Annotated in this window: 12 protein-coding genes and 1 riboswitch; of the genes, 8 read left to right on the forward strand and 4 right to left on the reverse strand. The window is 69.5% G+C overall.

Translation table 11 applies throughout. The annotated features are described in order from the left end of the window. The first annotated feature begins 82 nt into the window (after nt 1-82). The 3 genes from ACIBVN_RS36130 to ACIBVN_RS36140 are packed head-to-tail and all read left to right on the forward strand — an operon-like array spanning nt 83 to nt 3,845. Nucleotides 83-592, forward strand: coding sequence for a PadR family transcriptional regulator (locus tag ACIBVN_RS36130; RefSeq protein ID WP_397144269.1), 510 nt, complete (start codon nt 83-85; stop codon nt 590-592). Then, nucleotides 589-1,269 (forward strand): ABC transporter ATP-binding protein, encoded by a 681-nt coding sequence (locus ACIBVN_RS36135; RefSeq protein ID WP_397144271.1) that lies wholly within the window; start codon nt 589-591, stop codon nt 1,267-1,269. Before ACIBVN_RS36130 ends, ACIBVN_RS36135 begins: the two co-directional genes overlap by 4 nt. Beyond that, nucleotides 1,266-3,845 carry an FtsX-like permease family protein gene (locus tag ACIBVN_RS36140; RefSeq protein ID WP_397144273.1) on the forward strand — a complete coding sequence of 860 codons (2,580 nt, stop codon included), beginning with the start codon at nt 1,266-1,268 and terminating at the stop codon, nt 3,843-3,845. Before ACIBVN_RS36135 ends, ACIBVN_RS36140 begins: the two co-directional genes overlap by 4 nt. 58 nt (nt 3,846-3,903) lie before the next feature. On the opposite strand, the gene ACIBVN_RS36145 is transcribed toward ACIBVN_RS36140, so the two are convergent. Beyond that, nucleotides 3,904-4,758, reverse strand: a complete 855-nt coding sequence (locus ACIBVN_RS36145; protein ID WP_349450845.1) for a hypothetical protein — start codon at nt 4,756-4,758, stop codon at nt 3,904-3,906. A 283-nt stretch (nt 4,759-5,041) separates the two neighbouring features. Between ACIBVN_RS36145 and serA the strand changes: the two genes are divergently transcribed. Further along, entirely contained in the window at nt 5,042-6,631 is a 1,590-nt protein-coding gene (serA, locus tag ACIBVN_RS36150; protein WP_397144275.1) for a phosphoglycerate dehydrogenase, read from the forward strand. A gap of 487 nt (nt 6,632-7,118) precedes the next feature. Here the strand turns inward: serA and ACIBVN_RS36155 are convergent, their stop codons facing one another. Further along, nucleotides 7,119-7,934, reverse strand: a complete 816-nt coding sequence (locus tag ACIBVN_RS36155) for a class I SAM-dependent methyltransferase (RefSeq protein ID WP_397144277.1) — start codon at nt 7,932-7,934, stop codon at nt 7,119-7,121. A gap of 205 nt (nt 7,935-8,139) precedes the next feature. Further along, nucleotides 8,140-8,544 (reverse strand): C40 family peptidase, encoded by a 405-nt coding sequence (locus ACIBVN_RS36160; protein WP_397144279.1) that lies wholly within the window; start codon nt 8,542-8,544, stop codon nt 8,140-8,142. Between the two features lie 192 nt (nt 8,545-8,736). Beyond that, a riboswitch (cyclic di-AMP (ydaO/yuaA leader) is annotated at nt 8,737-8,881 on the reverse strand. Nucleotides 8,882-9,000: 119 nt separating this feature from the next. On the opposite strand from ACIBVN_RS36160, the gene ACIBVN_RS36165 reads away from it, so the two are divergent. Further along, the gene (locus tag ACIBVN_RS36165) at nt 9,001-10,047 is read left to right on the forward strand and encodes a 3-isopropylmalate dehydrogenase (RefSeq protein ID WP_397144281.1); all 1,047 of its coding nucleotides are present in this window, start codon (nt 9,001-9,003) and stop codon (nt 10,045-10,047) included. 215 nt (nt 10,048-10,262) lie between these two features. Next, a complete protein-coding gene (locus ACIBVN_RS36170) occupies nt 10,263-11,360 on the forward strand; it encodes a branched-chain amino acid aminotransferase (RefSeq protein ID WP_397144283.1) in 1,098 nt (365 codons plus the stop codon). A 72-nt stretch (nt 11,361-11,432) separates the two neighbouring features. Here ACIBVN_RS36170 and ACIBVN_RS36175 read toward each other — a convergent pair whose 3' ends face one another. After that, entirely contained in the window at nt 11,433-12,077 is a 645-nt protein-coding gene (locus ACIBVN_RS36175) for an O-methyltransferase (protein ID WP_397144285.1), read from the reverse strand. 59 nt (nt 12,078-12,136) lie between these two features. On the opposite strand from ACIBVN_RS36175, the gene ACIBVN_RS36180 reads away from it, so the two are divergent. Next, nucleotides 12,137-12,781: a DsbA family protein gene (locus ACIBVN_RS36180; protein ID WP_397144287.1), complete on the forward strand. Its 645-nt coding sequence runs from the start codon at nt 12,137-12,139 to the stop codon at nt 12,779-12,781. Nucleotides 12,782-12,975: 194 nt separating this feature from the next. Continuing rightward, entirely contained in the window at nt 12,976-14,553 is a 1,578-nt protein-coding gene (cimA, locus tag ACIBVN_RS36185) for a citramalate synthase (protein WP_397144289.1), read from the forward strand. The last annotated feature ends 239 nt before the right edge of the window (nt 14,554-14,792 follow it).

The raw sequence follows: 14,792 nt of genomic DNA on the forward strand, positions 1-14,792 counted from the left end.
AGTATCCGACTGAAGCACGCTCGCTGTCCAGAAAACGCGGATCAGTTGCCGAGGGCATACTCAGTATGCATACTCAGTATCCATGTCGATCAGACACGGACTGCTCGCGTTGCTGAGCAGCGGACCGCGTTACGGCTATCAGCTGAGGGTGGAGTTCGAGGCGTCCACGGGGGCGACCTGGCCGTTGAACATCGGCCAGGTCTACACGACGCTGTCCCGCCTTGAGCGCGATGGCCTGGTGGCGCCAGGGGGCGCCGACGAGCAGGGCCGCGCGGTCTACACGATCACCGAGGCCGGTCGGGAGGAGCTGGAGCGATGGTTCAGCACCCCCGTCGCCCAGACCGACCGGCCTCGGGACGAGCTGGCTATCAAGATCGCGATGGCGGTGGCCGGTGGCGTGGACGTGGCCGAGGTCATCCAGACCCAGCGCGTGGCCACCATGCGCGGGCTGCAGGAGCTCACCAGGGCCAAGCGCGCCGCGACCGGCGGGACGGCGCAGCGGCTGGTCCTCGATTCGTTGATTTTCAAGGCCGAGGCGGAGCAGCGCTGGCTGGACCACTGCGAGGCCGTTTCCAAGGAGAAGACGTCATGACTGTGGTGAGTTTGCGGGACGTCACCCGCGAGCACGGCCAGGTGCACGCCCTGAAAGGGGTGAGCCTGGAGGTGTCGGCGGGGGAGCTGGTCGCGGTCATGGGCCCATCGGGCTCGGGCAAGTCGACCCTGCTCAACGTGGCGGGTGGCCTCGACAGGCCCACCTCGGGGACCGTGACGATCGAGGGCCGGGACCTCGCCACAGTGAAGGACCTGGCCAAACTCAGGCGCGGCAGCGTCGGCTACGTCTTCCAGGACCTGAACCTGATCCCGTCCCTCACGGCAGCCGAGAACGTGATGCTGCCCAGGGAGCTCGACGGCGTACGGTCTGGGCGGGCACGTGAGGAGGCGCTGGCCGTACTCGCCGAGGTGGGGGCAGGGGAGGTCGCCGACCGCTTCCCCGAGGAGCTGTCCGGCGGGCAGCGCCAGCGCGTGGCCATCGCCAGGGCGCTGGCGGGCGAGCGGCGGCTGCTGCTGGCCGACGAGCCGACCGGCGCGCTCGACACGGCCACCGGCGACGAGATCATGCAGCTGCTGCGCACCCGCTGCGACGAGGGCGCCGCGGTGCTGCTCGTCACCCACGAGCCGCGCTACGCGGCCTGGGCCGACCGGGTGGTCTACCTGCGTGACGGCCTGATCGTGGAGTCGAACGCCGTGCGCCTGGAGAGCGCCAGATGAGCGCGTTCCGCGCCGCGCTGCGCATCTCCCGCAGGGACGCCCTGCGTTTCAAGGGCCGCACCGCGCTGATCATGGTGATGATCGGCCTGCCGGTCTTGGTCATCACGGCGGTCCTCACCGGCGCGGCCACCACGAGCCTCACCCCGCGTGACAAGCTGAACTCGACGCTGGGGATGGCCGACGCCCGCATCATCACACTCCCGTTCCGCACCCCCGTCGAGCAGCGCGCGGACGGAGAGGTGGCCAACCAGCCCCCCGCCCGGCGGTCCGAACGGCCGTGGACGCCCGCCGAGATCGGCACCCTGCTCCAGGGACGCATGCTCCGCTGGCAGTCCAACGTCGTCGAGGCCCGCTTCGCGGACGGCTACGACCGGGCCGACGTCTTCGAGGCCGACATGCGCGACCCGCTGACCCAGGGGATGCGCCGCCTGGTCGAGGGCAGGTTCGCCACCGCGCCCGGCGAGGCGGCGGTGTCGCCCGCGATGATCGACAGGGGCGTGCGGATCGGCGACACGATCAAGGTGTGGCGGCCGGACCGCACCGTGCGGGTGGTCGGGGTCGCCGAGAACCCGAACCGGCCGGGCGCGCGCGAGATGGTGGCCCTGCCGGCAGGGCTCCTCCCGCCGCAGAACGACGGCAACAGCAGCGGCTGGCTCATCGACACCGCCGCCCCCGTCCAATGGTCGGACGTGCTGAGACTCAACAAGGCCGGCCTGGCCGCCACCTCGCGGGCCGTGATCGAGACCGCCGACTTCGACCAGTCCGGCCCTCGACGCTCGGAGAGACTGGTCGAGCTCGGCATCGCCGTCGTGCTCATCGTGACGGAGACCGTCCTGCTCGCGGGGCCCGCCTTCGCCGTCGGGCTGCGGCGCAGGCGCAGGGAGCTCGCCGTGATCGCCGCGCAGGGCGGCTCGGGGCGGCAGCTCAAGGCGATCGTGCTGGCCGACGGGCTGCTGCTCGGCGGCGCGGCGGCCCTGCTCGGCGCCGCCCTCGGCATCGGCGCCGGGCTGCTGGTGGAGTCGTACGCGGCCCGCCGGCTGGACTGGATGCACGGCCCGGCGGACGTGCCGTGGGGGCAGGTGCTCGGCGTGGCCGTCCTGGGCGTGGTCAGCGGGCTGACCGCCGCCGTCGTGCCCGCGATCCAGGCGAGCCGGCAGAGTCCCGTGCAGGTGCTGGCCGGGCGCGCCGCCGTGGACACACGCGGTCGTGCGGGCCGGCCCGTGCTCGGGATCGTGCTGGTGGTGCTCGGGGTGGCGGCGGGCGTGTGGGCCGTGCGGAGGGACGCGCTGGCCGTCGTGGTGGCCGCGATGGTGGTCGGTTTCGGCTTGGTCGCGCTGATGCCGTGGCTGGTCCAGGCCACGGGCCGGCTCGCCGGTCGGCTGCCGCTCCCGCTGCGCCTGTCCGTGCGCGACGCCTCGCGCCATCGGGTCCGTACGGCCTCCGCCAGCGCGGCTGTCATGGCGGCCACTGCGGTAGCGGTCGCCCTCGGCATCACCGCCAACAGCTCCTTCATCCAGCAGGAGGCGAACCGCGACTCATTCTTGCCCCTGAACACCACGATGATCCAGGCCGCGCCCACCGCGGTGGACGATCAGGGATGGGCCAAGTTGAAGGAGGTCGTCCAGGCGAAGCTGCCCGGGGTGAGCCTGGTCAGCGGGCTGCAGGCGACCGACGCGCAGGGACGGCCCATGACCCTGAGCCTCTCTTGGCGGCAGGACTGTACGCTCGACTGCCGGCAGCCCGGGGACCGCTTCTACCCCATGCCGGTCGGCGACGAACGGCTGCTCGCCTTCCTCCAGAAGCGCCGGGACCCGCAGGCCGCGGCGGCGCTGGCCGCCGGCAAGGCCGTGGCGTTCGGCCCCGACCTGGTGCGCGACGGCGTGGTCACGCTGGATGCGTACCGCTGGGATGAGGAGGCCAACAAGGAGATCAAGGAACTGCGCGTGCCCGCCGTGGCATCGAACGGTGCCGACCCCTCCCAGGTCGGCGTGGTCATCCCGGAGTCGGCGCTGAGGCAGGCAGGACTCAAGGCGAAGGAGCGGGTCCTCTACGCGGACCACGTCGTTCCCGACGACCAACGCCTGACCACCGAGCTCAGGACCGTGGTCGGCGACCATGTCTTCGCCCGCGTGCAGGAGAGCACCGAGAAGGACCGTTTCAGGGTGCTGCTGATATTGCTCGGAGCGGCGCTGGTCCTGGTGCTCGGTGGCACGTTCGCGGCCACCGGCCTGGCCGCGGCCGACATGCGCCGGGACCTCGACACCCTCACGGCCGTCGGCGGGGCGCCCCGGGTGCGCAGACTCGTGGTGGCGGCCCAGGCCGCCTACATCGCCGGCCTCGGCGCCCTGGTGGGGCTCGTCGCGGGGGTCGCCAGCGGGGTCGCGCTGACCTGGCCGACGACTCGCTCGGGCTTCCTCGGCTCCGGCGACGTCATCTACGCTCTTCCATGGTCCACGACGATCGCCATTCCCTGGCTCTTCCTGGCCGAGGTCGTGGTGGGGCTACCCCTGCTGGCCGCGCTCGTGGCCGGGCTGTGCACGCGGACGCGGCTGGTGCCGGCGCGCAGGATGGCCTGAGCCCAAGGCAGAGCGAACGGGGCCCGGATTCCCGGGCCCCGTTTCGCCATGTAAAGCGTCAGTCGGTGACGCTGGCGCACACCACGTGCGCGCCGATCTCGATCATCCGGCGCTCGCTGCGCGCGTCCGCCACCCTGGCCATGAGGATCGGCGCCCCGGAGGCCGCGAACTGCGGCAGGCGGGCGCGGACCAGGCGGTGCAGGTCGCGTACGACGTCCTCGGCCGCCGACATGTGCACCTTCACGTGCAGCATGATCCCGGGAGCCCCGGACGCCGTACGCGCCTCGGAGATCCAGACGTGGTGCACGAGCGGGAAGTCCATGAGCAGCTGTCCGATGGCCTGCCGCAGCGCGGGCAGGATCGGATGGGTGCACCGCCGGTAGCCGGGGTCCACCTGCTGCATGGGCCCCGACAGGTGCGGCCGGGGCGCGGGCACCCACGGCAGCGTCGGCGCGTGCGGCGTCGGGGGCGCCGCCTGGGCCAGCGCGGCACCGCGTGACACGGTCGCCATCGCACCCGTCGCGTACGCGGCCGGCACCGCCCCTGACAGGACGGGCGTCGGCCCCGTGCGCGTCGAGGTGAGGAAGCGCTGGAGATCGTCGATGGGCACAGCCGCGGCGGCTGGTCCGGCCGCGTCGATCACGATCTCCCGCACGCCGGTGACGCGCTGGATGTCCAGGATGGTGTCGGCGTCGCACGCCGATAGGGAATGACTACCGCGGTGCCTGGCGTAGGTGGCGGCGCTGGTGTAACCGAGGAGAACCCGGTCACCGGCCTGCGTCGTCCCGAGGACGACTGAGCGATCTGGTCGCACCGCCACCAGGACTCCACCGTCGGCGACAGCGCTCAGCAGGCGATGCGGGGTGCCATGCTGTGCGAGCACGTCGGCAAGCGCAGGATTCCCGATGCTCATAAGACGAACCCTAGGTACTCGGCCACGGCTTATCAGGCTAATGGCGAATAAATCTCCCGATCAAGACAAAGATGTATGCGGAGTGGATGAGTTTGTCGCCTGAGGGTACGGCGGGCCGCGTTCAGCGGACCGCCGCAGGTAGCGGACTATGCACCTAGGCGGGGCCGGTCTCACATGGTGGGGCCTCTCGTGAACACGTTCACAAGCGACGGATAGACTCTGTGGGACAGCCGGGGGACCCCGTGTCCCCCCAAGCCCGCCGTGCCGTTAAGGATCCACACCAGTGAACAAGCCCGTCGTTCTGGTCGCAGAAGAGCTGTCCGAGGCTGGCCTCGCCGTACTCGGGGCTGATTTCGAGGTCCGCCACACCGACGGCGCGGACCGTTCCCAGCTGTTGCCCGCTCTGGCCGGCGTGGACGCCCTGATCGTCCGCTCCGCCACGCAGGTCGACGCCGAGGCCATCGCCGCCGCGCCCAAGCTGCGCGTGGTCGCCCGCGCCGGGGTCGGTCTCGACAACGTCGACGTCGAAGCCGCCACCAAGGCCGGTGTCATGGTCGTCAACGCGCCGACCTCCAACATCACCAGCGCCGCCGAGCAGACCGTCGCCCTCATCCTGGCCAGCGCGCGCAACACGGCCCAGGCTCACGCCGCGCTGAAGAACGGGGAGTGGAAGCGGTCCAAGTACACGGGTGTCGAGCTCGACGAGAAGGTCATCGGCATCCTGGGCCTGGGCAAGATCGGCCAGCTGGTGGCCCAGCGGCTCCAGCCGTTCGGCGTCGAGCTGATCGCTTACGACCCCTACCTGCCGCAGGCCCGCGCCGCGCAGATGGGCGTCAAGCTCCTCAGCCTGGAAGAGGTGCTCAAGCAGGCCGACTTCATCACCGTCCACCTGCCCAAGTCCAAGGAGACCCTCGGTCTCATCGGTGACAGGGAGCTGCACCAGGTCAAGCCGTCGGTGCGCATCATCAACGTCGCCCGCGGCGGCATCGTGGACGAGGGCGCGCTCTACTCGGCGATCAAGGAGGGGCGCGTCGCGGGAGCGGGTCTCGACGTGTTCGCCAAGGAGCCGTGCACCGACAGCCCGCTGTTCGAGCTCGACCAGGTCGTCGTCACGCCGCACCTCGGCGCCTCCACGCACGAGGCCCAGGAGAAGGCCGGCACCCAGGTCGCGCGGAGCGTGAAGCTGGCGCTCGCGGGCGAGTTCGTGCCGGACGCCGTCAACGTCCAGGGCGGCGTGGTGGCCGAGGAGGTCAAGCCGGGGCTGCCGCTGGCCGAGAAGCTCGGCCGCGTGTTCACCGCGCTGGCCGGCGAGGTCGCCACGAAGCTCGACGTCGAGGTGCGCGGCGAGATCGCCTCCGAGGACGTGCGGGTGATCGAGCTGGCCGCGCTCAAGGGCGTGTTCACCGACGTGATCGAGGAGCAGGTCACGTACGTCAACGCGCCGCTGCTGGCCAAGGACCGCGGTCTCACCGTGGAGCTGGTGACCAGCTCGGAGAGCCCCGACTGGCGCAACGTGGTGACCGTGCGCGGCCTGCTCGGCGACGGCCGCCAGGTCTCGGTCTCCGGCACGCTCTCCGGCCCTCGCCAGATCACGAAGATCGTCGAGGTCAACGGCTACGAGATGGAGATCGAGCCGACGTCCCACCTGGCGTTCTTCACCTACACCGACCGTCCCGGCATCGTCGGCGTGGTCGGCCGCCTCCTCGGCGAGCACAGCGTCAACATCGCCTCGATGCAGGTGGCCCGCTCCACCAAGGGCGGCAAGGCGCTCATCGCGCTGACCGTCGACTCGGCGATCCCGGCCGAGGTGATCGACCAGATCGTGAGCGAGATCGGCGCTGAGAGCGGCCGCTCGGTGGATCTGGAGGACTGACCGCCCTTTCCGGCCCTGGGGCCGCCACCCGGATCGTTCCGGGTGGCGGCCCTTTGCGTCTCAGCATGCGAGATAGTAGGACATCCAACGAGATTGCTGAGGTACTGTTACTGGAAATGCGCCAGGTTCTCGTACTTATTACCTGCCGCGGCGGGGCCTGTTAGGGCAGGTCGACGACTCGCCGCGGTGAGTGGCGTTGTGTGTCGGCCAGTAAGTCCCATTCGCCCGGTCCGTGATCCGGACCCTGCGAGAGCAGGCTCGGTCGGATTTGCGCTGTGATGGATCCGCAGCGAAGCGAGGACATCCATCACAGCCCTCCGAACGGGTTCGGCAATGAAACGCAGTCCGACGTCCCTCTGGAACGCTCGCGAAATGAGATGAGTCACATGTACGAGATGTATGCCTGGAACCGTTCGGAAGAGCACGAGGACGAGGCCGCGGAGGCCGTGCAGACCGCCCTGGACCGCCGGGACAACGGCGGGGCTCCTCAGAACTCGAGCCGGTAGAACACCGCCGACCGTTTCACGCCCGGTATCGCCCCGGCGACCCAGGCCGAGATCCGGTGCGGCGGCGACAGGCGGTCGAACCCGCCGATGTCGAACGCGCTCACCGCGCTCACGCAGCGCAGCCTCGGATGGATCGACACCAGCTCGCCGGGGCCGTCGATGCCCCAGTGGAGCGTGGCCCCGGCCTTCCGCACGGGCCTGTTGAGCTTCTGCAGCCGGACGCCGAGCCTGCTCATGGCGTCGAAGACGACCTGCCCGCCGGGGAAGCGGTCCACGATCGCCCGCAGCAGTGCCCGGCCGTCGTGCGGGTGGAGGTAGTAGACCAGACCTTCGGCGACGACCAGCGCGGGAGCGTCGTCCGGGACCTGCTCCAGCCACTTCAGGTCGGTGACCGACGAGCCGATCACGCGGTGGCCCGGCCGCTCGGGGAACAGCCGGCCGCGCAGCTCGACGACCTCGGGATAGTCCACGTCGTACCAGCGGACGGTGGGCGGCGGCGCCAGCCGGTAGAAGCGGGTGTCGAGGCCGCAGCCCAGGTGGAGCACGGTGGCTTCGGGGTGCGTGGCGAGGTACGCGGCGGCCCACCGGTCGATGAAGCGGTCCCTGAGCGCGACGGCGGCGGCCAGGGCGGGGCTCATGCCGGTCTTGCGGAAGTCGAAGTCGATCCTGCCGACCGCTTCGAGGGCCATGTCGTCGCCGAGAATCGGGTGCCGTGATCTCGCGTCGAGCGCGCGTCCGTACAGGGTGGCGAGGAGCGTCGCCTTCTCCTCGGTGAGTTGCACCTTTTCTGGCGCCATGCCTCAACGCTAACGCCGCGCGCGCCGGCGCGAGCGCGCCCAGCAAGGCCGCGTTGTGCGCGCCGCCGCCCCGCGCAGGGGCGACGATCGATGACGACAGCGCCACGGCTACGCCGCCGATGCGCTTGACGAGCTATTTCCCGCGCACAGTGCGGAGACGGGCGCCGTCGTCTCGATGTCGCCTTGCTGACGTGCGGCGCGCCTCCTACACGGTCGCCTTGAGCGTGGCGGGCGCCGGGGCGCTGAGCTGCTCTTTCAGCTTGCCCCAGAGGCGCACACCCTTGGGGTCGGGGCGGACGGCGCCCACGAAGGAGTTCCTGCGCCAGGCGTTCAGGCGCTCCTCCTTGACCACGTCACCCGTGCGCGGCGCGTGGACCATGTAGCCGGGGCGGGAGATCATCCCGACGTGCCCGAGGTTGTGGAAGAAGACCAGATCGCCGGGCTTGAGGTCCTTCCAGGCGATCTTCTTGTCGAACGCGGCGTACTGTTCGCGCGCGGTGCGGGGCAGCTCGATCCCCCCGTGCTGGTACGCCCTGAGCATGAGCCCGGAGCAGTCATATCCGCTCGGGCTGGCGCCGCCCCACACGTACGGGGTGCCGCGCTTGCTCATGGCGAAATTGAGGGCGATCTTCCAGGCGGGCTTCGGCGCCTGCTGTTGCCGGATGCGTTTGATGTCCGCGCCGGTCAGGGTGGTGGGGTCGGTCAGAGTGGTGGGGTCGTCCTTGGGGGCTGCCTGGGCGGGGGTGGCCAGAATGAGCCCGACGGCGCCCGCCGCCAGGGCAATGGCAATGCGAGACAGGGGTCTGTCCTTCCATGCGGCCGGCCGGGTTAGCTGACGGGCTCGGGCCTGGAAGTAGCCCTACGGCATGGGGGTGCCGATTCGCCCCAGGGGGAAAGTGGGTCCCCGGCTCCACGCAACCGCTGCGTGGATTAGGCTCGACGGACTCTAACGAAACGGTCAAAGGATGGCAATAGGGGCAAAACGGACGTCCGGGAAATGAGAACCGAAGTCCGATAGATGAGATGGAGTGTTCGTCAGTCGAGACGACGCGGTAAGGTACGGCTCATGGAGTCGCGTAACATCCGTCTGGCAGTCATCCCCGGTGATGGCATCGGCACCGAGGTCGTGGCCGAGGGCCTCAAGGTCCTGGAGGCAGTGGGCACGAAGATCGAGCCCACGCATTATGACCTCGGCGCCGCACGCTATCACCGCACCGGCGAGACCCTGCCCGACGCGGTGCTGGAGGAGCTGCGCGGCTACGACGCGATCCTGCTCGGCGCCGTGGGCGACCCCAGCGTCCCGCCGGGCATCCTCGAGCGCGACCTGCTGCTCAGGCTGCGCTTCGAGTTCGACCACTACGTCAACCTGCGCCCGGTCAAGCTGTTCCCCGGCGTGGAGACCCCGCTGGCCGACACGCCCGCAGAAGACATCGACATGATCGTCGTCCGTGAGGGCACCGAGGGCCTCTACGCGGGCACCGGCGGCGTCATGCGGCGCGGCACGCCGCACGAGATCGCCACCCAGGAGTCGCTCAACACCGCCCACGGTGTCGAGCGCGTCGTGCGCTACGCCTTCGAGAAGGCCAAGTCGCGCCCCCGCAAGAAGCTGACCCTCGTCCACAAGACCAACGTGCTCACCTACGCCGGCGACCTCTGGCAGCGCACGGTCAACCGCGTGGCGGAGGAGTTCCCCGAGGTCACGACCGACTACTGCCACATCGACGCGGCCTCGATGTTCTTCGTGAGCCAGCCCGAGAGGTTCGACGTGGTCGTCACCGACAACCTGTTCGGTGACATCATCACCGACCTCGGCGCGGCCATCGCCGGCGGCATCGGCCTGGCGGCCAGCGGCAACATCAACCCCGAGCGGACCGCCCCCAGCATGTTCGAGCCGGTGCACGGCAGCGCGCCCGACATCGCCGGCCAGGGCAAGGCCGACCCGACCGCGACCATCCTGTCCGTCGCCATGCTCCTCGACCACCTCGGGCTGCACGCCGAGGCGGCCAAGGTCGAGCAGGCGGTCGCCGACGACATCCTCGAGCGGCTGACCGGCTGGACCGGCCGCACCACTCACGAGATCGGTGACGACATCACCGCGCGAGTATCCGGCTAGGGACCGCCTAGCCCCGCAAGCGCCTGGTGGTCCGCAGAGGACCGCCGGGCGCTTTTTCGCGTCCAAACGGCCTAACCACCCCATCGGCCGCTTGCCATCCCATATAGCGAGACAATAAGAAGTACGGGGCTGCTTGCGAGCAGTGCCACCCGCCACCGCCTATCCGCAGTCTTCTGTAGATTTGGGCAGATTTCGCAGAGAGAAGGACCTCCGTCATGACCATCGCTCAGAAGCTCAGCTTCGACGTGCAGCTATCCGACCACGCTCGCACCGCGGCCGAGCGGGAGCAGGTACTGGCGAACCCCGGTTTCGGGCAGATCTTCACGGATCACATGATCTCGATCGACTACACCGAAGGGCAGGGCTGGCACGACGCCAAGCTCATGCCGTACGGCCCGCTCTCGCTCGACCCGGCCACTTCGGTCTTCCACTATGCGCAGGAGCTGTTCGAGGGGCTCAAGGCGTATCGCCAGGTCAACGGCTCGATCGTGACGTTCCGCCCGTACGCGAACGCCGCCCGTTTCAACCGCTCGGCCGTCCGGATGGCCATGCCGGAGCTGCCCGAGGAGACGTTCGTGGAGTCGCTCGAGCTCCTTGTCGACACCGACAAGGAGTGGGTGCCCACGACCGAGGGCCACAGCCTCTACCTGCGCCCCTTCATGATCGCCACCCAGGCGGGGCTGGGCGTGAACTACCCGTCGAAGTCGTACAAGTACCTGGTCATCGCCTCCCCGGCGGCCTCGTACTTCACGGGTGGCGTCAAGCCGGTCTCGGTGTGGCTGTCCACCGAGTACACGCGTGCCGCCCCCGGCGGCACGGGCTTCGCCAAGTGCGGCGGGAACTACGCTGCCGCCTTCGTGGCGCAGCGGCAGGCGGTGGAGAACGGCTGCGACCAGGTGGTGTGGCTGGACGCCCACGAGCACAAGTACGTCGAGGAGATGGGCGGGATGAACCTGTTCTTCGTCTTCGGCGACAAGCTCGTCACCCCTGCCCTGACCGGCACCCTGCTGCCCGGCATCACCAGGGAGTCGATCCTGGAGCTGGCCGGCGATCTGGGTCTGGAGACCGAGGAGCGCCTCATCTCGGTCGACGAGTGGCAGGCGGGGTGCGAGTCCGGTGAGCTCACCGAGGTGTTCGCGTGCGGGACGGCGGCCGTGGTGACGCCGGTGGGTTCGGTGCGGGGCGCCGACCGCTCCTGGACGATCGGCGACGGCACGCCGGGTCCCGTGACGATGCGGGTGCGCGAGGACCTCGTGGGCATCCAGTACGGCGCCCGCCCCGACCCGCACAACTGGATCCACAAGATCGCCTAACCCGCGGTGGCCGGGTCTCCCGGGACCCGGCCACTCCGGTGCCGACGCCGGCCCCGCGAAGGACGCGCTGCGCTAGTTCTTCCTGATCAAGGTCATCCCGTCCGCCACGGGCAGCATGAGCACGGTCACCCGCGGATCCTCGATCACCAGGTCGTTGAACTGCCTGATCTCCACGGTCGTCACCTCGTTGTGCGCCGGGTCCGCCACGTGCCCCCTGCGCAGCGTGTTGTCCGCCACGATCAGCCCGCCGGGCCGCAGGCGCTCCATGAGCAGCTCGTAGTAGCCGGGGTAGTTGCCCTTGTCGGCGTCGAGGAACGCCAGGTCGATGGGCTGGTCGAAGGCGGCCAGCGTCTCCAGCGCGGGCCCGAGCGTCAGCGTCACCCGGTCGGCCACCCCGGCCTTCTGCCAGTAGCGGCGGGCGATGGACGTCCACTCCTCGCTGACGTCGAAGCAGTGCAGCCGCCCGCCGGACAACCCCCTGGCGATGCACACGGACGAATAGCCGGTGAACGTCCCGACCTCGACGGCCACCTGGGGGGCCACGAGCTGGGTGATCATGGTGAGGAAGATGCCCTGATCGGGGGAGATCTGCATCTCCGCGGCGTTCCCCGTGGCTTCGGCCGTCTCCTTCGCCAGTTCCTCCAGCAGAGAGTCGGGCGAGGTGGAGTGGGCGAAGACGTACTGTGCGACGGAGGGGTCGAGAAGATATGCCTTCATGTAGCCATTCTTCCGGTATCGGGTAGGGTTTGCGCGATCAATGAGGTGAGAGTGGGCTGATGATGAAGCGGTTGCTGGCGGTGGCGCTCGCGTGCGTGGCCATCGCCGTACTCGGGGTGCTGGCGTTCTCGAAGCCGGGCGAGTCGTCCGACGGGGTGCGGCTGGCCCGGCAGGTGGACGGCTCGATGGTCCTGGCCGACCGTTCGGGCGAGGCTCCCGTGCTCGACGTGTACGAGGACTTCGACTGTCCCGTCTGCAAGGAACTGCACACCAGAGTAGACGCCACCATCAGGAAACTGGCCATGGAAGGCAAGGTCAAGGTCGTCTTCCACCCCGTGACGATCTTCAGGGACGAGCCCATGCGCTCGAACTCCATCCGCGCCGCCGCTGCCGCCCGCTGCGTCCCCGAGGAAAGCTGGCTCGCCTTCAGGGACGAGCTGTACGCCATGCAGCCCGCGCCGCACGGCCAGGCGTCCGGCTTCGCCGTCGAGGATCTGGTCAAGGCGGCCAGACAGGCGGGCGCCTCGGTGGACGAATGCGTCAGGTCGCAGTCGTACGCGAAGGCTCATGTGGAGGAGAGCGCCAAGGTCCGGCTCGAAGGCACGCCGACGGTCCTGCTCGACGGGCGGACGCTGGGCAACGAGGCGTTCGACGCGGCGGCGCTGGAGCGCGTCATCACCGGGGGAGACGGCGTCACGGTGTAGCGGACTGTCCCAGGAGGTGAGATCGGTGTGCCAGATGGTGAATCCATATGGCAGACTGGACGGCACCATGTTCTACGGTCTGCTCATTATCGGCAGGCGCGCTGGCTGACAAGGGACACCGCCAGCGCGCAGACCTCTCACGTCCGTGAGGGGTCTTTTTGCTTTCCAGCGAACTTTTGAGAGAAGAGAGACTCATGGCCGACGACCGCTTCCACGTATACGACACGACGCTGCGTGACGGCGCACAGCAGGAGGGGCTCAACCTCACCGTCGCCGACAAGCTCGCCGTCGCGCGCCACTTGGACGGCCTGGGCGTCGGCTTCATCGAGGGGGGCTGGCCGGGCGCCAACCCCAAGGACACAGAGTTCTTCAGGCGCGCTCAAACAGAGCTCGACCTGAAGCACGCGCAACTCGCCGCGTTCGGCGCGACCCGCCGGGCCGGTGTGCAGGCAGCCGACGACCCATTGGTGGCCGCATTGCGCGAATCCGGCGCGCCGGTCGTGACCCTTGTCGCCAAGAGCCACGACCGGCACGTGGAGCTCGCCCTCCGTACGACTCTCCAGGAGAACCTCGCGATGATCCGCGACACGGTCTCTCACCTTCGTGCGGAGGGCCAGCGAGTCTTCCTCGACGCCGAGCACTTCTTCGACGGCTACAAGTCCAACCCAGCGTACGCGCTCGAGGTCCTCAGGACCGCCGCCGAAGCCGGGGCCGACGTCATCGCCCTGTGCGACACGAACGGCGGCATGCTCCCCGACGAGCTGGCCGAGATCGTCCACGAGGCCGTGCAGACCAGCGCCAGGGTCGGCATCCACTGCCACGACGACACCGGCTGCGCGGTCGCCAACACCCTGGCCGCCGTCAAGGCGGGCGCGACGCACGTACAGGGCTGCGCGAACGGCTACGGCGAGCGCTCAGGCAACGCCAACCTCTTCACGGTCGTGGCGAACCTCCAGCTCAAGCGCGGCTTCGACCTCGTGCCCGCGGACGCCCTGGCCGACATGACCCGCATCGCGCACGCGATCACCGAGGTCACGAACGTCACCCCCAACTCCCACGCCCCATACGTCGGCACGTCCGCCTTCGCCCACAAGGCCGGCCTGCACGCCAGCGCAATCAAGGTCGACCCCAACCTCTACCAGCACATCGACCCGGCCGCCGTCGGCAACGACATGCGCATGCTCGTCTCCGACATGGCCGGCCGCGCCTCGGTGGAGCTCAAGGGCCGCGAGCTCGGCTACGAACTGACCCCGGAGAACACGAAGAGCCTGGTGGCCCGGGTCAAGGACCTGGAGGCGCGGGGCTTCACCTTCGAGGCCGCGGACGCCTCGTTCGAGCTGCTGCTGCGCGACACCGTGCACGGGGAGCGCAAGCGCCACTTCGAGGTCGAGTCGTGGCGGGTCATCGTGGAGCGCACGAAGGGCGGCGAACTGGTCAGCGAGGCCACCGTCAAACTCCACGCCAAGGGCGAGCGCATCGTCGCGACGGGCGAGGGCAACGGCCCCGTCAACGCCCTCGACAAGGCGGTACGTCTGGCGCTCGAGAAGCTCTACCCCGAGCTGGCGAAGCTGGAGCTGGTGGACTACAAGGTCCGCATCCTGGAGGGCACCCACGGCACGGGCGCCATAACCCGCGTCCTCATCACGTCCAGCGACGACACGGCCGAGTGGGCCACGGTCGGGGTGGCGGAGAACATCATCGACGCGTCGTGGCAGGCACTCGAGCAGGCGGTGACGTACGGCCTCCTCCGCGCCGGCCACAAACCCGCCTAAGGGAGTGTACGGGCGGGGGAACAGCATGGTCCTGCGCAATGGGGGCGCGCTCCGCGCGACGAGAGCTCCAGGCAGCGCCTCCCAGGGGGCTCACGCCCCCCTTCGCGCCCCCCGAAAACCCCCGCTCGCTGCGCTCGCCGATCGCCCACAGTGAGACTTGAAGGGCAGGAGTTGCCCGGAGTCTGACTCGAGTGCCCACTGGCGTTGTTGCTTGGAACGGGATTTGTCGATTCCGGGCG

Origin of the sequence: Nonomuraea sp. NPDC049400 (assembly GCF_044466425.1) — a bacterium.
Classification (GTDB): Bacteria; Actinomycetota; Actinomycetes; order Streptosporangiales; family Streptosporangiaceae; genus Nonomuraea.